This window comes from Dactylosporangium sp. NPDC049140 (assembly GCF_040648435.1).
Genome location: NZ_JBEZDS010000004.1, coordinates 301,615 through 318,023, shown reverse-complemented (window position 1 = coordinate 318,023; position 16,409 = coordinate 301,615). Strand labels below are relative to the sequence as shown.

Sequence of the window (16,409 nt, the reverse complement as noted above, 5' to 3'; positions counted from 1 at the left end):
TCGGCACCCCGCTGCCGACCGGCTGGCCGGACCTCTTCGGCACCCCCGCGGGCCGCGGGATCGACGAGCGCGCGGTCGCCGAGCACTGGATCGCCACCGACGGCCCGGCCCGCGCCGCGCGGACCGCGACCGGGCACGTCAGGGCGCCCACTGCTCGCCCGGGTGCGGATCGCCCTCGCCGCCGCTGCCCCTCCGGTGTACTCCGAGGCGCTCGACGAGCTCCGCCGGGCCCGCACCGAGTCGCTGGAGCACCGCCTGGCCGCCGCGTTCCTGGCCCCGACCGAGGCCGGGTGGGTCGAGCGCGACCTGGCCGACCTGCCCGACCGCCACCCGCTCGCCCCGCTGCTGGCCGCCTCGGTGTCCACAGTGGACCATGCCCGGCTCCTGCTCGACCGGCTGGCCCCGACGCAGGCCGAGCAGCTGCGGGAGCCGGAGCTGTTGCACACCCTGGCCGAGGGCATCGGCGACGGCATCCTCGACGTGTACGCCCGGCTGTGGACCGGGCGCTCGATCGGGTACACGATGGCGGGCGTCCCGGAGTACCTGGCGGCCATGCTCGAGGCGCTGCCCTCGATCCCGACCGAGCGGGCCTTCCTGGCCCTGCTCGACCAGGCGGGCGAGCGGGGCGGGGCGGCGGCGGTGATGAAGGCCGCGGACCGGTTCCCGGCCCTGGCCCTACGCCTGCTGCAGGCGAACGCGGCCCGCCCGAAGGTCGCCGACCTCCTGCGCCGTCACACCGCGAAACACCCGCCGCCCCGGTCTCAGGTTACGGGCGCGGCCGCCGCCCTTCCGGCGCTGCCGCAGCTGCCGGCCGAGGGTCCGAGGGTGCCGGGCTGGGCCGAGCCGGGCACGCTGCCGGCGGTCGCCCTCTGCGGCGGCGGCGCGCTGCCCGCCGACACGGTCCGGCACCTGGTGCGGGTGCTCATGGCCGACGGTGAGATCGGGGCCGTGCGGGCCGCCTGCGAGCCGTACGACCTGGCCCGCCTGGGCTGGGAACTGTTCTGCCGCTGGGAGTCGGCCGGCGCCCCGCCCGCGGGCGCCTGGGCCCTGCGCGCGCAGGCGCTCCTCGGCGACGACCTGACCGCGGCGGGGCTGGCGGAGGCGGCCGGGCGGTGGGCGTCCGAGGGCGCCCACCGCCGCGCCGCGGCCGCCCTCGACGCGCTGCGGCACCTCGGCACCGAGGCGGCGCTGCGCCACCTGCACGAGCTCGCCACCACGGCGAGGTCCAAGGCGGTCCGGGCCCGCGCCGCCGGCAACCTCGAGGAGGTCGCCCGGGGCCTCGGCCTGACCGCCGACGCGCTCGCCGACCGCCTCGTGCCGCGCTTCGGCCTCTCCCCCGGCGCGACGATGGTCGTCGACCACGGCTCGCAGCGGTTCGTCGCCGGGTTCGACGAGCAGCTCCGGCCGTGCGTCACCGACGAGCACGGCACCCGCCGCAAGGACCTGCCCGCCGCCGCCCGCGCGGGCTTCACGGCCACCCGGCGCGGCGTGCGCAAGGTGGCGACCGAGCAGGCGCGCCGCCTGGAGGCCGCGATGTCGAGCGGCCGGCGGTGGGAGGCCGCCGAGTTCCGGACCGCGATCCTGGACCATCCGCTGCTGTGGCCGCTCGCCCGCCGCCTGATCTGGCTCACGGCCCGGCCCGGATCGCCCGGCACCGCCCTGCGCCTGGCCGAGGACCGCACCTTCGCCGACCTCGCCGACGACCCGGCCGACCTGCCGCCCGGCACCGTCGTGGGCGTCGCGCACCCGGCCGACCTGGATGTCCCCGCCTGGCTGGTGGTGTTCGCCGACTACGGCATCCTGCAGCCCTTCCCGCAGCTGCACCGCCCGGTGTACCGCCTGAGCCCCGACGAGTCCGCCGCCGCCCGCCTGGCCCGCTTCGACGACCGCCGCGCCCCGACCGCGAAGCTGCTCGCCCTCGAGGACCGCGGCTGGCGGCGCGCGGGCACGGCGGGCTCGCACCAGTCCCGCCTGGAGCGCGACCTGCCGGACGGCCGCCGGCTCGTCGTCGAGCTCGACCCGGGCATCACGCTCGGCCGGCGCCCCGACCACCATCCGGACCAGCATCTCCGCGACGTGTGGATCTGCCCCGCCGGCGAGCACCCGGAGTCCTCCGCGCGCACGATCCCGTTCTCGGCGCTGGACGCGGCCGCGGCCTCGGAGCTCCTCGCCGACCTGAGCTACGGGACCGAGGTCCTACCGGCCGGCTGACGTCGCCGGCGGGGTCTGCGTGATGCGGTCCAGCCACTCGACCAGCAGGCGGCGCTCGCCCTCGCTCAGGGCGCCCAGCTGTGGGGCCAGGGCCCGCAGGGCGACGGCCGTCGCCACGGGGCCGTCCGGGGCCTCGGCCGTCGCGTCGGTCAGGATGCGCGCCAGGACGGCGTCCATCATCGCGTCGCCCAGGGCCGGATCGCGGCGCTCGCGCGGCGTGGCCAGGAGCGTCTGAATCGTTCCGATGCCCGCGGCCTGGATCAGGTCGACCGCGTGCGCCTCGGGGACCCGGAGCCGGCCGGCCGCGGCCAGGCGATGGACGCGCGCCTGCAGGATCTGGCGGCCCATGCGCGCGGCCGGCGAGCCGGACACGCGCTCCGGGTCGCTCAGCAGGCGGAACACGGCCGGGTTGGCGAGGCCGAACTCGATCTGCTTGCGCCAGCTCGTGCGCAGGTCGTCGAGCGGGTCGACGTCGGCCGCTGCGGCCGCGGCCACGCCCGCCGCCTTGTCCGCGACGAACTCGGCCATGACGTGCTCGGCCACCGCCTCCAGCAGGCCGTCCTTGTCGCCGAACAGGCGGTAGATGGTCGGCGCCTGGACGCCGGCGCGGTCGGCTACGCCGCGGGTCGTCACCGCGCCGGGGCCGCTCTCGCGCAACAGCGACGCCGCGGCGTCGACGATCGCCGCCCGCGTGTCCGCCCGGCTCTTGACCCCGTCGCTCACGAACCAACGATAACACCGCCTTGCTATCAGCGGTTACCAGCGTTACGCTCGGATTGTTTCCATCGATAACACGAAGGGCAAACCATGATCATCGTGACCGGAGCGACCGGGGCCCTCAACGGCGCGACCGTCGATCACCTGCTCGAGCGCCTACCCGCGGGCGAGATCGCGGTCGCCGTGCGCGACACCGCGAAGGCCGAGCACTTCGCGCGGCGGGGCGTCGAGGTCCGGCGCGGCGACTACGCCGACCCGGCCACCCTGCCGGCCGCGTTCGCCGGCGCCGACCAGCTGCTGCTCGTCTCCTCCAACGACCCGGCCGCGGACGCGGTCGGCCTGCACCGCACGGCCGTCGACGCCGCGGTCACGGCCGGCGTGAAGCGGATCCTCTACACCAGCCACCAGGCCGCCGCCCCCGGCAACCCGTTCGCCCCCGGGCGGGACCACTTCGCCACCGAGCAACTCCTGGCCGGGTCCGGGGTCGCGTGGACCTCGCTGCGCAACGGCTTCTACGCCCACAGCCTCCAGTGGCTCGCCGGCCCGTGGCGCGAGACGGGCGTGATCGCCGTGCCCGGCGACGGACCGGTGTCGTGGACGGCCCGCGAGGACGCCGCCGAGGCGGCCGCGGTGATCCTGGTTTCCGGCGGCGCGTACGACGGGCCGGTCACCCTCACCGCGCCCGCGGCCCCGACGTTCGCCGAGCTCGCCGAGGTGGCGTCCGAGCTGTCGGGGCGGACCATCCGGTTCCAGGCGATGGACGAGTCGGACTGGGTCGCCGCGCAGGCCGCGGCCGGGCGGCCGGAGCCCATGACGCGCTTCCTGCTGGGCTTCTACCAGGCCGCGCGGGGCGGCTTCTTCGCCGGCGTCGACCCGCTGCTCGGCGAGCTCCTCGGCCGTCAGCCGCAGGACGTCCGGGCCGCCCTGCAGGCAACGGCCCACTAGGGGCTGTGTCGAAGGGGGTCGGAGCGAGGCGACGCCTGAGTCCGCCGCAGCCCGGCCATCCACTTCGATACAGCCCCTGGAGCGGCGACCGGGCGTCGGCGGTGCACGGTCAGGACGTGAGCTTGTAGACCGTGCTGCTGCCGACCGTCTGGGCGGTGTAGTTCGCGGCCACCCAGGTCGCGATGTCGCTGTTGCCGCCGCCCATGCCGCCGCCCCGGCCGCCGGCGACGTAGTACGCGACCTGGCCTTTCGCGACCATGGCCCGGAACTCGGCCAGGGTCGGGGCCGGGTCGCTGCCGTCCCAGCCGCCGATCGCGATGACCGACTTCCCCGTCGCCAGCTCCAGCTCCGCCGCTGTCTGGTCGCCCGTGGTGGCGGCCGCCCACGTCGTCGTCGTGGACTTCAGCAGCGTGTCGAGCTCGCCGCTGCTGTCGCCCTCGCCGAACATCCCGCCGCCGGTCCGGCCGCCGCCGAATCCACCCATGCCCGACGAGGCCGGGCCGGAGGTGGGGATGGAGCCGGAGTGCGGCTGCTTCGCGGTCGCCAGCGCCCACGCCGTCGTACCCCCGAAGCCGGTCAGGACGGCCGCCAGCGCCAGTACCACGGCGAGCCGCTTGCCGAAGCCGGCACCGCGGGCGCTACCAGCAGCGGCAGCGGCGCCGCCCAGCGCGGCGACGGCCACCGCCGCCGCGCCGCCGGCCAGGAGGAGGGCCCAGCGCAGCCACGGGGTCCAGGACGTGTCCCGCGACAGGAGCATGAAGGACCACGCGGCCGTCGCGAAGACCATGGCCGCCAGGACCAGGCGCGCGGCCAGGGCGGCGCGCGCCCGCCACAGCTCGCGGCCCGCGATGGCGACCAGCGCGGCGATCGACGGGGCCAGGGCGACCGTGTAGTACGGGTGGATCGTGCCCGACATGTAGCTGAAGACCACGCCGGTGACGAGCATCCAGCCGCCCCAGACGATGAGCGCCGCGCGGGTCGTGTCGGTGCGCGGGGCGCGGCGCGTGAACCAGAGGCCGGCGACGAGCCCGATGAGGGCGGCCGGCAGCAGCCAGCTGATCTCGGTGCCCATGCTGTCGCCGAAGAGGCGCGTGAGGCCCGTGGCGCCGCCGAAGCCGACGTTCTGCATGCCGCCGCCACCGCCCCCGCCGCCGCGGTTGCCGTCGCCGCCGAGGATGCGGCCCAGGCCGTTGTACCCGAGCGCGAGCTCGAGGAGGCTGTCGTTCGTCGAGCCGCCGATGTACGGGCGCGACGAGGCGGGCCACAGCGCGACAAGCGCCACGAACCAGCCGGCCGCGACCACCAGCGTGGCGCCCGCGGTGAGCAGGTGCAGCAGGCGCCGGCCGAGGGTCGTCGGGGCGGCGATGAGATAGGCCAGGGCGAAGCCCGGCAGCACCAGCAGGCCCTGCAGCATCTTGGTCAGGAACGCGAAGCCCAGCGCGGTGGCGGCCAGGGCCAGCCAGCCGGGGGCGGCCTTCTCCACGGCGCGGGTCGTGCAGTACGCGCCGGCCACGAGCAGCAGGGTGAGCAGCGCGTCGGGGTTGTCGAAGCGGAACATGAGCACGGCGACCGGGGTGAGGGCCAGCGCGGCGCCGGCGAGCAGGCCGGCCGCGGGGCCGAGGTGGCGCTTCACGGTGGCGTAGAGCAGGGCGACCGCGGCCACGCCCTCGAGGGCCTGCGGCGCCAGGAGGCTCCAGCTGTTGAAGCCGAAGATGCGCCCGGACAGGCCCATGATCCACAGGGCGGCCGGCGGCTTGTCGACCGTGATGACGTTGCCCGGGTCCAGGGAGCCGAACAGCAGCGCCTTCCAGCTCTGGGTGCCGGCCTGGACGGCGGCGGCGTAGAAGCTGTTGGCGTAGCCCGAGTCGCCCAGGCGCCACAGGTACAGCACGCCGGTGAGCAGCAGCAGGGCGGCAAGCGCCGGCCGTTGCCACACCGGGCGGGCGGCGGCCTCGGATCTGGTCCGGTGCGCGGCGGCGGGCCGGGCCGGGCTGGGCAGCGTCGTCGTGGTCATGGTCCCGACTCTCGGGTCCGCGGCTGTCGCGAGCTTGCCAGGAAGCTGTACGCACCCTGTGAAACGTCAGCGGGACCGCGCGCGCAGGTGGACCCGCTCGCCCTGGGGGCCGAAGAGGCTCAGCACCTCGGCCGCGTACGGGCTCGGGTTGCCGAACCAGTGCGGCACCCGGGTGTCGAACTCGACCGCCTCCCCGGTCTGCAGCACCATGTCGTGCTCCCCGAGGACGAAGCGGAGGCGCCCCGAGAGCACATACAGCCACTCGTACCCCTCGTGCGTCTGCGGCCTCGGGGTGTCGTCGGCCGGCGTGTGCGGCGGGAAGATGAGCTTGAACGCCAGCGGGGCGCCCGGGCGGCGGGTCAGCGGGATGTGCGTCACGCCGTGGCGTACCACCGGCTGCGTGTGCACCCGCGGGTCGGCGGTCGGCGCGGCCCCCGCGAGATAGTCGAGGGTCACGCCGTGCGCGCGGGCCAGCGGCACCAGCAGTTCGAGGGTCGGCCGCCGTCCGCCCGACTCCAGCCGGGACAGGGTGCTCACCGAGATGCCGGTGTCGGCCGACAGTGCGGTCAGGGTCACGCCCCGCTGTTCGCGCAGCCGCCGCAGCCGGGGCCCGACGTCTTCAGTCATGCCAGCAGTTTGCCATTCCGGCAAAGTTCTTTGCCACAATCGCGCGGACCGGGCATGGTCGGGGACATGAGCGATCGGTACGACGTAATCGTCATCGGCGGCGGTGCGGCCGGCCTGAGCGGGGCCCTGACCCTGGCCCGGGCGCGCCGCCGAGTCCTGGTCGTCGACGGCGGGCAGCCCCGCAACGCCCCCGCCGACGGCGTGCACAACTACCTCGGCCGGGAGAACACCCCACCCGGCGAGCTGCTGCGGATCGGGCGTGAGGAGGCGCGGGGGTACGGCGCGGAGATCATCGAGGGCGAGGTCGTGCGCGCATACCGCGACGGCGACGACCTTCGCGTCGGCCTCGCGGACGGGACGGGCTTCGGCGCGCGCCGGCTGCTGGTCACCACCGGGGTCGTCGACGCGCTGCCGGACATCCCGGGGCTGGCCGAGGGCTGGGGGCACTGGGTGATCCACTGCCCGTACTGCCACGGCTGGGAGGTCCGCGACCGGCCCGTCGGCATCATCGCCACGAGCCCCCTCGCCGCGCACGCCGCGCTGCTGTGGACCCAGTGGACCGGCGACCTGGTCCTGTTCACCAACGGCCACGAGGTCCCGGACGTCCCGGCCGCGGTCAAGATCGTGGAGGGCCCCGTCGCGAAGGTCGAGGCTCAGGGGGTACACCTGGCGGACGGGGAATTCGTGGCGCGGGAGGCCCTCGTGGTGCAGACCACCCTGGCCGCGCGGGCCGGGTTCCTCGGCGAGCTCGGGCTCGGGACCACCGTCCTGGAGATGCAGGGGCTGCCGGTCGCGACCTACGTCGCCGCCGACGCCATGGGCAGGACCGACGTGCCCGGGGTCTGGGTCGCCGGGAACCTCGCCGACCCGATGGGCCAGGTCATCGGCGCGGCCGCGGGCGGGATGAAGGCGGGCGCCGCGCTGAACATGGACCTGCTGCTGTCATAGCGGCGAGCCGATACGGTGTGACGGTGAGCACCGCCGAGGAACGTGCCGGGGTCGCGCTGACCAACCTCGACCAGCCCATCTTCGAGGGGGCCGGCGCGACCAAGCGCGACCTCGTCGAGTACCTCGACGCCGTGCGCGACCGGATCATCCCGGTGCTGCGCGACCGGCCGCTGTCGGTCGTGCGGATCATGCGCGGGCAGGACTCGTTCATGCAGAAGAACGTGCCCAAGTACACGCCGGAGTGGGTCAAGACCGTGCACATGTGGGCCGAGACCTCCAAGCGGGACGTGGCCTACGCGCTGTGCGACGACCGCCGCACGCTGCTGTGGTTCGCCAACCAGCGGGCGGTGGAGTACCACCCGACGCTGGTCCGCGCCGGCGACTGGGCGCACACCACACACCTGGTGCTCGACCTCGACCCGCCGGAGGGCGACGACTTCGGGCTCGTGGTGCGGGCCGCCGGGCTCGTGCGCGAGACCCTGGCCGCGGCCGGGCTCGCCGGCGCGGTGAAGACCAGCGGCGCGAAGGGCCTGCACATCTTCGTGCCGATCGAGCCGACGCCGATGGAGGACGTGGCCGCGGCGACCCGGGCGATCGCGGCCCGCGCCGAGCGGCTCGACCCGGCCCTGGCCACGACCGCGTTCATCCGTGACGACCGGCACGGCAAGGTGTTCCTCGACCCGACGCGGGTCGGCGGCGCGACAGTCGTGTCCGCCTACAGCCCGCGACTGCGGCCCGGGTGCCCGGTGTCGTACCCGCTGGACTGGTCCGACCTCGGCGGCGTCACGCCCCGCGACTTCACCGTGCACACCGCGCCCGCGCTGCTCGGCGCCGCCGACCCGTGGGCCGTGCACATGCCGGCGCCCCAGACGATCCCGGCCGACCTGGTCGCCGAGGGCCACACCATCCCCGTGCCGCGTGTCCAGGCGATGCACGAGGGCAAGCGCCGCGCCCGGGCCAAGCGTCAGGCCGAAGCGTGACGTAGCCGATATTGGGAGAGCGCTCCCCCGACCTCGGCGTAAGGTGCGGAGGTGGTTTCAGGGGTTAGCGTCAAGGCACCGTCCAGCAGTACCAGTGCCCAGCGCACCCTCGTACCGCTCGGCATCATCTTCTTCTTCGTCGGGATGTCGGTCGCCGTCGTCGGCCCGTTCCTGTCGCTGTTCCTGAGCACCGAGGTGAAGGCCGCCCCGGCCATGGTCGCCGCGTTCCTGGTCGCCGGGCCGCTGGCCTCGATGGTGTCCTCGTCGCTGCTCGGCCGGCTCTCGGACCGGCGGCCGATCCGGCGCCGGCTGCTGCTCACCGCGGCCCTGGCCGGGTTCACGGGGGCGGTCGCGACCGCGTTCGTCCGGGAGTACTGGATCCTCCTGGCCCTGACCATGACCCTCACGGCGCTCAGCGGCGCGCTGTTCCCCCAGTCGTTCGCCTACGCCCGCGAGGTGCTCTCCCAGCGCGGCTCGACCCGCGCGGCGATGTCGATAAGCACCCTGCGGATGGTGTTCTCGGTCGCCTGGGTGGCCGGCCCTCCCGTGGCCGCGCTCCTGCTGCAGGCCGGCGGCTTCCGGGTGTTGTACCTCACCGCCGCCGCCATGTACGCGCTCGCGGCCGCCGTGATCCTCCGGCGCCTCGACGAGGTGTCGCCGCCCGCCCACCACGAGCGGCCGCCCGCGCGCCGGGCCGGCGCGGTCGTCTGGTGCACCGTCGGCGCGTTCGCCGTCATGCAGGCCGCGGGCGTGCTCAACGTGCAGGCGATGTCGCTGTACCTCGGCCACGTGCTGCACGCCCAGGTGCGCGACGCGGGCCTGATCCTGGGCCTGTGCGCCGCGCTGGAGATCCCGCTCATGCTGGGCTTCGGCGCGCTGTCGACCCGCTACCCGCTGCGGCGCCTGATCGTCCTCGGGGCCGGGGTCGGCGTCGTGTACTACACGCTCGTGGCCCTGGTCTCGCACAGCTGGCAGATCGCGGCGCTGCAGGTGCTCAACGCGTCATTCATCGCGGCCGTGCAGGGCCTGGGCATCTCGTACGTGCAGGAGCTCCTGCCCGGCGAGCCCGGCCGGGCCGCGACCCTGGCCGGCAACGCGTTCCCGGTGGCGTCGCTGCTGGCCGGGCCGGTGATGGGACTGTCGGCGGACCTCGGGTACCGCTACGCGTACGTCGCCGCAGCCGTCCTGTGCCTGCTCGGCTTCCTGCTGCTCGTGGCGACGGCGTCCCGCCACCGAGCGGTTCCGGCCACTACCGGATAGCGACCGCCTCGGTGCGCCGGCGCTGCTTCTTGGCGCGGTTGCCGCAGCTGTCCATCGAGCACCAGCGCCGGCTGCCGGGCCGCGACGTGTCGAGGAACAGCTCTCGGCACTCGGGGTCGGCGCACTCCCGGATGCGCCGCGCCGCCGGCGAGCTGACGAGGTCGAGCGCGTCCCGGGCAATGAGCGCGAGGGTGCCGGTGAGCGGGTCGTTGACGTACCACCGCAGCTCCCCGTCCTCCCCCAGCGCCGGGATCGGCACCGAGCGCGCCGCGGCCTGGTTCACCCGTTCGCGCGCCTCCTCGCCGGCCGCCGCGGCGCCGACGGGGGTGCGGGCGGCGGCGACGAGCTCGTACACGGCCTCGCGCAGCTGCTGCGCGTCGCGCACGATCGGGGCGGGCACCACGCTGCCGGGCACGGGCGCCACCGGGCCGCACTGCGCGACCCAGGCCGCCAGCGACGGCCCGTCGGCCAGCTCCTCGACGGCGCCGCCGGTGCCGCGCTGGCGCAGCGTGCGGGTGAAGTCGAGGCAGAGCCGGCCGGCGCCCTGGCGGAAGAGGTCACCCATCTGGACACCCTAACCCCAACACCGGTTTAACCGGGTTTCAGGAACGCCATAGTTCCCAATCGATCACAACGCCGCCAGCAGGTCGCGGAGGGCGGCGAGGACCGGCTCGGGCTGCTGGACATGCAGGTACTGATGCGACGCCCCGCTCACGAAGCGCTGCTCGCCCCCGGGCACCGACGCCGCGATCGCCGCGTGCAGGGCGCGCACCCCGTCGTGGGCGGCCTCGAGCAGCTCCGGGGGCATGTGCTGCACCCAGAACGGGTTCTTGTCGGCGGCCGTCAGGACGATGAGCGGCACGTCGGGCAGGGGGCCGCCGGCGGACAGCTCCGCGTACACCTCCGACTCGAGGTTGCGGCTCTCCCGCAGGCCGGTGCGCCAGTGCTCCAGGCGGTGCTCCACGAGGGGGTCGCGGATGTCGTCGGGCCACTGCGCGTACAACTGCTGCAGTGCGGCCCGCGAGGCGGTCAGCTGCTCGGGGGTCAGGTCCGGCAGGTCCTCGAAGGCGGGCTTCATCCGCTCGTTGAGCTCGACCACCTCGGCCGGCAGGAAGCGCAGGATGTCCTCGTGGCCGGGGTCCAGGAAGAGCAGGCCGGCGACGTCGGACGGGTACAGCTGGGCGAAGCGGCGGGCGTACACGGCACCCACGGAGTGCCCGGCGAGCACGTACGGGCCCGGAATCCCGGCCGCCCGCAGGACCTCGCGCAGCTCGGCGGCGACGGCGGCGGCGCTGCGGGGCAGGTCGGCGTCGTCGCTCCAGCCGGTGCCGGCCCGGTCGTAGGTCACCGCCGTGGTCAGCTCCGCCGCGGCGCGCACGAGGTTGTCGTACTCCAGCCCCACGAGCCCGGCCCCGGGGATGAACACGACCGGCGGTCCACCCGCGCCGGCCCGGTAGAGGGCGATCTGCCGTCCGCCCGCCTCGACCCGCATTGTTCTCATGGATGCGAACAGTATCAGGTGTGCGAACATATGCCAATGGACCCCGTCGAGCTCCTGCTGCACCCGGTGCGGCTGCGGATCGTGCACGCCCTGTCCGGCGGGCGCAGCCTGACCACGCAGCAGCTGTGCGAGCGGATCGCCGATGCGTCGAAGGCGACGGTGTACCGCCACGTCGCCCTCCTCGCCGAGGCCGGCATCCTCGAGGAGGCCGGGCAGCAGCGGGTGCGCGGGTTCGTGGAGCGCCACTACCGCCTCCAGCCGGCCCGCGCCGCGGTGAGCGCCGAGCGCGCGGCCGCGGCGAGCGTGGAGGACCACCGGCGCGCGTTCGCCGCGTCGATGGCGGTGCTGCTGGCCGAGTACCAGGCCTACCTCGACGACCCCGCCGCCGACCCGGCCGCGGACCAGATCGGCTACCGCCAGCACGCGATCTGGCTGACCGCCGCCGAGCGCGAACAGCTCATCGCGGGCATGCGCGCGGCGATCGTGCCGCACATCGCGAACGAGCCGGGCCCGGGCCGCGCGCAGCACCTGCTCAGCCCGATCCTGTTCCCGACCAAGAACGACGTGTCCGGCGACGCCTGAACGCGAGTACCCGGACCAAGAGCGATTCGTGATCGCTGCGCGAACGGGCTGCGTCTTGGTCGCGCGCAGCCGTTGCACTGCAATGGATGCATGCCAATCGTGACCGTGCTGCAGGGCCCCCGCGACGTCGAGCTCAAGCGTGACCTCGTCCGCCGCATCACCGACGCGTTCGTGGACGCGTACAAGATTCCCGCCGAGACCGTCCAGGTCTGGATCCAGGAGACGCCGCCGCAGAGCTGGGCGGCCGCGGGCAGGCTGGTGGCCGACCAGTAGAAAAGAGCCCATGGAACTGCGCCAGCTGCGGTACTTCGTGACCGTCGCCGAGACGCTGCACTTCGGGCGGGCCGCCGAGCTGCTGCACATCGTGCAGCCGGCGGTCAGCCAGCAGGTCCGGCGCCTGGAGCGGGATCTCGGGGCCGACCTGTTCGACCGCTCGCCGCGCCGGGTGGTGCTCACCGCCTTCGGGCGCGAGTTCCTCCCGGCCGCGCGGGCGGTGCTCGCCGCCGCCGACGCCGCCCGGGCCGTGGCCGCACGCGCCGCCGACCCGGGCCGCCCGACGCTGCGGCTGGGCACGAGCACCGGCCTCGGCGACCACCTCGACCGCGTGCTGGAGCGCCTGGCCCGCGCCGGCTTCGCCGTGGAGCTCGTGTCGGCCCCGGTCGGCGAGCGCCTCACCCAGGTCGCGGAGGGCCGCCTGGATGCGGCGTTCGTCCGCGGTACCGTCACCAAACCGGGCATCCGCGCGCACGACGCGTGGCGCGACGCGCTCGTCGCCGTCCTCCCCGCGGCGCACCCGAGCGCCGCCGCCCCCGCGATCGACCTGGCCGGCCTCGCGGGCCTGCGCCTGATGCTCACCGCGCGGCGCAACCACCCGGCCCTCGTGGACCTCGTCACCGCGGCGTGCGCGGCCGCGGGCTTCGAGCCCACCCCGGGCCCGGCGACGGGCACCCTGCAGGACACCATGGCCGCGATCGGCGCGGGCACCGACCTGTGGACCGTCGCCTACGCCGCCCACGCCCGCACCGTCCACAACCCGCGCGTGGCCTTCGTACCCTTCCGCGACCCGGCCCTGAGCCTGCCGACGCGCCTGGCGATCAGCACCTCCGCGGACCCTGCGACGGCCGCCGCGCTCACGAAGGCCTGCGCGCCCTGAGGAGCGGGCCGCGGAGTTGCCGTCCGCCGGCCCGGTTGCGGCTAGAAGGTGTCCGTGCCGGTTTCCCGGTAGGCCTCGCGCTGCCGCTGGGCGGCCTCCTCCAGCTCCGCCGGCGTCCGGTAGGACCGGCTCGCGTCCAGCCGTTTGCGGTCCCCGTGGCTATGGAGCCCGACGGCCGTCAGGAAGGCGCCGTTGGCGAAGCCGCCCGTTGGATTCGTGCGTACACGTGCGAGCGCAGCTCTACGAACAGCGGGTCCGCGCGGGTTGTGAGCTGGTCGCGGGCCGGCGGTAGCGGGATCGGCAGCTCCTCCAGCACGTGCGTCGGCGAGGACGACAGGATGACGACGCGTTCGGACAGGTACACGGCCTCGTCGATGTCGTGGGTGACGAACAGCAGGGTCACGCCCGTCGTGCGCCAGACCTCGCGGACCAGGTCCTCCAGGTCGGCCCGGGTCTGGGCGTCGACCGCCGCGAACGGCTCGTCCATCAGCAGCACCCGCGGCTCGAAGGCGATCGCGCGCGCGATCGCCACCCGCTGCTGCATGCCGCCGGAGAGCTGCCACGGGTACGCGCGGCCCGCGTCGGCCAGGCCCACGGCGGCGAGGGCGTCCGCCACGAGCTGCCGTCGCTGCGGGCGAGGGAGGCGCTTGGCCCGCAGCGGCAGCTCGACGTTGTCGGCGACGCGCAGCCACGGCATGAGGCTGCGGCCGTACTCCTGGAAGACGATCGCGAGCCCGTCCGGCGGGCCGGTGACCTCGGTGCCGGCCACGCTCACGGTGCCGGTGGTGGGGGGCAGCAGGCCGCCCAGGCAGCGCAGCAGCGTCGTCTTGCCGCAGCCGGACGGGCCGACGACGCACACGAACTCGCCGGCCCGGACGTGCAGCGTGATGCCGGCCAGGGCCTCGATCCGCCGGCCGTGCCCGTCGTAGGTCTTGGTGAGCGCCTCAACGTCGAGCATCGGACGCTCCGTGGTACCAGTGCAGGACCCTGCGCTCGGCCAGCCGGAACAGCGCCGACAGCGCGACGCCGAGCAGGCCCAGGACGAACACGCCGCTCCACATCTGCGGGATCTGGTACGTGCGCTGGAAGTCGATGATGACGTACCCCAGCCCGTTCGTGGTCCCGAGCAGCTCGCCGATGACCATCATGATGATGCTGATCGACAGCGCCTGGCGCGCGCCGACCACGATGTGCGGGCTGGCGGCGCGCAGCACGAAGGTCCGCAGGCGCAGCCCGCCCCGGATCCGGTACGTCCGGCAGGTGTCGACGAGCACCTCGTCGGCCCCGCGCACGCCCTCGACGGTGTTGAGCAGCACGGGCCAGACGGCGCCGAGGACGATCACGAGGATCTTGGTGCGGTCGGTGAACCCGGACAGCAGGATGAGCACGGGCACGAGCATCGGCGGCGGTACCGCACGCAGGAACTCCAGCACCGGCTCGCACACCGCCCGCAGGGTACGGTTCGCGCCGATCGCCACCCCGAGCCCGACGCCGGCCGCGAGCGCGATGCCGTAGCCGGCGAAGAGGCGCAGCAGGCTCGGCAGCACGTCGGCGCGCAGCCGGTGCGGGGTCCACGTGCCCGGGAACGCGCGGAGGATCGTCTCCAGCGGCGGCCGGTAGAAGTCGAGGCTGTTCCGGCTCGCGAACCACCACACGACGAGCAGGGCGACCGGCAGCGCGACCGCCTTGAGCACCCGGCTCACAGCGGCAGCTCCCGCCGGACCGACGGGTGCCACGCCAGCACGACCCGCTCGGCGCGGCGGGTCACGAGGTTCGCGGCCAGGCCGAGCACGCCGGCCACGACGACGAGGGCGTACATCGCCGGCACCCCGTCGTCGCCGCTGTTGCGGGCCAGGGACAGCTGCTCGCCGAGTCCGTCGGTGCCGCCGATGAACAGCTCGCCGGTGACGGTGAGCACGAGCGCGACGGAGGCGGCGAGGCGGATGCCGGTCATCGCGTAGGGCAGGGTCGTCGGCCACACCAGGTACCGGGCGCGGTGCCAGCGGCCGAGCCGGTACGAGTCCGTGGTGTCGCGGGCGACCGGGTCCACGTCGGCGACGCCGTGCAGCACCTGGATCAGGACCTGCCAGAAGGACGCGTACACGACCAGCAGCAGGATCGAGCGCATCGGCGTGCTGAACAGGACGACGGCCAGGGGCAGCAGCGCGACCGACGGGATCGGGCGCAGGAACTCGATGGTGGAGGCGGTCGCGGCGCGCAGCAGCGGGACCGTGCCGATGACGACGCCCAGCACGATCCCGGCCGCCACCGCGATGGCCAGCCCGATGAGCCAGGTGGCGAGGGTGCCGCCGACCGCCGCCCAGAAGGCGCGGCGGCCGGCCTGCTCGGCGAGGCTCACGCAGACGGCGCTGAACGGTGGGAAGTGCGCGCGGGGCAGCACGCCCAGCCGGGGCAGCGCCTCGAGCAGCAGCGCGAACCCGGCCAGGCCCAGCGCGCCCTTGATCACGGCAGGAGCTTCGACGTGTCGACGGGGGCGCTCAGCACGCCGTTGGTCGCCAGCAGCTGGTTCATCTTGGCCACGGACGCGGTGTCCACGGTGCTCGCCCACTTCGGCAGCGTCATGGCGCCCGCGGCGTCGGCCTTGATCTGGGTGTACGTCGTGACCGCCTGCCGCACCGCGTCGGGGTGGCCGTCGGCGTAGGCGAGCGACTCCTGCATGGCGTCGGTGAACCGCTTGACGAGGTCCGGGTTCTGGGCGATGAGCTGGCTGGAGGTGAAGTACGCGGCCACGCACAGCTTCGGGTCGACGTCGGCGTAGGAGCCCAGCGCCCGCCCGCCCTTGGCCAGGGCCGGGGCGAGGAACGGCTCGACGACGAACATGCCCTGCACGCGCCCGGCGTCCAGCGCGGCGCCCATGTCGGGGAACGCGAGCTCGACGAAGCTCACCTTGGCCGGGTCGCCGCCGGCCTTGCGCACGATCTCCTTGACCGTGGTGTCGACGATGTTCTTGACGGTGTTGGTGGCGACCGTCTTGCCCTCGAGGTCCTTGGCCGTCTTGATGGCCGGGTCCTTGACGATGAGCTGGCCGAAGTCCTTGGCCGCATCGCCGGTGGAGTTGACCCCGTTGGCGACAACCTTGATCGGCACCTTCTGCTGGCCGGCGACGAGCAGGCTCACGATGTTGCTGAAGCCGAACTGGTACTGCCCGGAGACCACGCCGGGGACGATCGCGGCGCCGCCCTGGGCCTGCTCCGTGGTCAGGTCGATGTTGCGCTTCGAGAAGAAGCCCTGCGCCTTGCCGAGGTAGATCGGCGCGACGTCGACGATCGGGATGACGCCGACCTTGACCTTGTCGGGCTCGCCGGGCTTGGCCGGGGTGGCGTTCGAGCCGCAGGCGGCCAGGAGGGTCAGCGCGGCGAGGGCCGGAAGGAGGCGACCGCGATGCATCGACATCCGCCTTTCGAAGGCAATCCTGGGCGGAACGCTAGGCTCGTCCACAGGATCGTCGAC

General features: G+C 74.4%; 17 protein-coding genes. 8 read left to right on the top strand and 9 right to left on the bottom strand.

Translation table 11 applies throughout. From position 1 onward, the window contains the following. Positions 1–162 precede the first annotated feature (162 nt). A complete protein-coding gene (locus AB0B76_RS10395) occupies positions 163–2,211 on the top strand; it encodes a DUF4132 domain-containing protein (RefSeq protein ID WP_360372605.1) in 2,049 nt (682 codons plus the stop codon). On the opposite strand, the gene AB0B76_RS10390 is transcribed toward AB0B76_RS10395, so the two are convergent. Continuing rightward, entirely contained in the window at positions 2,197–2,934 is a 738-nt protein-coding gene (locus tag AB0B76_RS10390) for a TetR/AcrR family transcriptional regulator (protein WP_360372602.1), read from the bottom strand. The two genes, AB0B76_RS10395 and AB0B76_RS10390, sit on opposite strands and share 15 nt — an antisense overlap. Before the next feature lie 84 nt (positions 2,935–3,018). On the opposite strand from AB0B76_RS10390, the gene AB0B76_RS10385 reads away from it, so the two are divergent. Further along, positions 3,019–3,873, top strand: coding sequence for an NAD(P)H-binding protein (locus AB0B76_RS10385; RefSeq protein WP_360372599.1), 855 nt, complete (start codon positions 3,019–3,021; stop codon positions 3,871–3,873). A gap of 109 nt (positions 3,874–3,982) precedes the next feature. On the opposite strand, the gene AB0B76_RS10380 is transcribed toward AB0B76_RS10385, so the two are convergent. Then, complete coding sequence (locus tag AB0B76_RS10380; protein ID WP_360372596.1) at positions 3,983–5,887, bottom strand: glycosyltransferase family 39 protein; 1,905 nt, start codon at positions 5,885–5,887, stop codon at positions 3,983–3,985. 66 nt (positions 5,888–5,953) lie between these two features. After that, positions 5,954–6,514: an XRE family transcriptional regulator gene (locus tag AB0B76_RS10375; RefSeq protein ID WP_360372593.1), complete on the bottom strand. Its 561-nt coding sequence runs from the start codon at positions 6,512–6,514 to the stop codon at positions 5,954–5,956. 66 nt (positions 6,515–6,580) lie between these two features. Between AB0B76_RS10375 and AB0B76_RS10370 the strand changes: the two genes are divergently transcribed. Genes AB0B76_RS10370 through AB0B76_RS10360 form a run of 3 tightly spaced genes read left to right on the top strand, consistent with a single transcriptional unit; the run spans position 6,581 to position 9,702 of the window. After that, entirely contained in the window at positions 6,581–7,462 is an 882-nt protein-coding gene (locus tag AB0B76_RS10370) for an NAD(P)/FAD-dependent oxidoreductase (RefSeq protein WP_360372590.1), read from the top strand. Between the two features lie 23 nt (positions 7,463–7,485). Next, complete coding sequence (locus AB0B76_RS10365; RefSeq protein ID WP_360372587.1) at positions 7,486–8,442, top strand: ATP-dependent DNA ligase; 957 nt, start codon at positions 7,486–7,488, stop codon at positions 8,440–8,442. A gap of 51 nt (positions 8,443–8,493) precedes the next feature. Further along, entirely contained in the window at positions 8,494–9,702 is a 1,209-nt protein-coding gene (locus AB0B76_RS10360) for a sugar efflux transporter (protein ID WP_360372584.1), read from the top strand. On the opposite strand, the gene AB0B76_RS10355 is transcribed toward AB0B76_RS10360, so the two are convergent. After that, a complete protein-coding gene (locus AB0B76_RS10355; RefSeq protein WP_360372582.1) occupies positions 9,692–10,267 on the bottom strand; it encodes a CGNR zinc finger domain-containing protein in 576 nt (191 codons plus the stop codon). The genes AB0B76_RS10360 and AB0B76_RS10355 overlap by 11 nt on opposite strands. 63 nt (positions 10,268–10,330) lie before the next feature. Next, positions 10,331–11,203 carry an alpha/beta hydrolase gene (locus tag AB0B76_RS10350; protein WP_360372579.1) on the bottom strand — a complete coding sequence of 291 codons (873 nt, stop codon included), beginning with the start codon at positions 11,201–11,203 and terminating at the stop codon, positions 10,331–10,333. Positions 11,204–11,239: 36 nt separating this feature from the next. Between AB0B76_RS10350 and AB0B76_RS10345 the strand changes: the two genes are divergently transcribed. The 3 genes from AB0B76_RS10345 to AB0B76_RS10335 all read left to right on the top strand — a co-directional run bounded on the left by AB0B76_RS10345 (position 11,240) and on the right by AB0B76_RS10335 (position 12,938). Beyond that, the gene (locus tag AB0B76_RS10345; protein ID WP_360372576.1) at positions 11,240–11,785 is read left to right on the top strand and encodes a helix-turn-helix domain-containing protein; all 546 of its coding nucleotides are present in this window, start codon (positions 11,240–11,242) and stop codon (positions 11,783–11,785) included. 90 nt (positions 11,786–11,875) lie between these two features. Next, on the top strand, positions 11,876–12,058 hold the full coding sequence (gene dmpI / locus AB0B76_RS10340; protein WP_360372574.1) for a 4-oxalocrotonate tautomerase DmpI: 183 nt from the start codon (positions 11,876–11,878) through the stop codon (positions 12,056–12,058). 10 nt (positions 12,059–12,068) lie between these two features. Continuing rightward, complete coding sequence (locus tag AB0B76_RS10335) at positions 12,069–12,938, top strand: LysR family transcriptional regulator (protein ID WP_360372571.1); 870 nt, start codon at positions 12,069–12,071, stop codon at positions 12,936–12,938. A gap of 178 nt (positions 12,939–13,116) precedes the next feature. On the opposite strand, the gene AB0B76_RS10330 is transcribed toward AB0B76_RS10335, so the two are convergent. The 4 genes from AB0B76_RS10330 to AB0B76_RS10315 are packed head-to-tail and all read right to left on the bottom strand — an operon-like array spanning position 13,117 to position 16,346. Further along, on the bottom strand, positions 13,117–13,896 hold the full coding sequence (locus tag AB0B76_RS10330) for an ABC transporter ATP-binding protein (protein ID WP_360372568.1): 780 nt from the start codon (positions 13,894–13,896) through the stop codon (positions 13,117–13,119). Then, entirely contained in the window at positions 13,883–14,641 is a 759-nt protein-coding gene (locus AB0B76_RS10325) for an ABC transporter permease (protein ID WP_360372565.1), read from the bottom strand. The genes AB0B76_RS10330 and AB0B76_RS10325 overlap by 14 nt, the downstream gene beginning before the upstream one ends. Beyond that, positions 14,638–15,405: an ABC transporter permease gene (locus tag AB0B76_RS10320; RefSeq protein ID WP_360372562.1), complete on the bottom strand. Its 768-nt coding sequence runs from the start codon at positions 15,403–15,405 to the stop codon at positions 14,638–14,640. Before AB0B76_RS10320 ends, AB0B76_RS10325 begins: the two co-directional genes overlap by 4 nt. Next, a complete protein-coding gene (locus AB0B76_RS10315) occupies positions 15,402–16,346 on the bottom strand; it encodes an ABC transporter substrate-binding protein (protein WP_360372559.1) in 945 nt (314 codons plus the stop codon). The genes AB0B76_RS10320 and AB0B76_RS10315 overlap by 4 nt, the downstream gene beginning before the upstream one ends. Positions 16,347–16,409 lie beyond the last annotated feature (63 nt).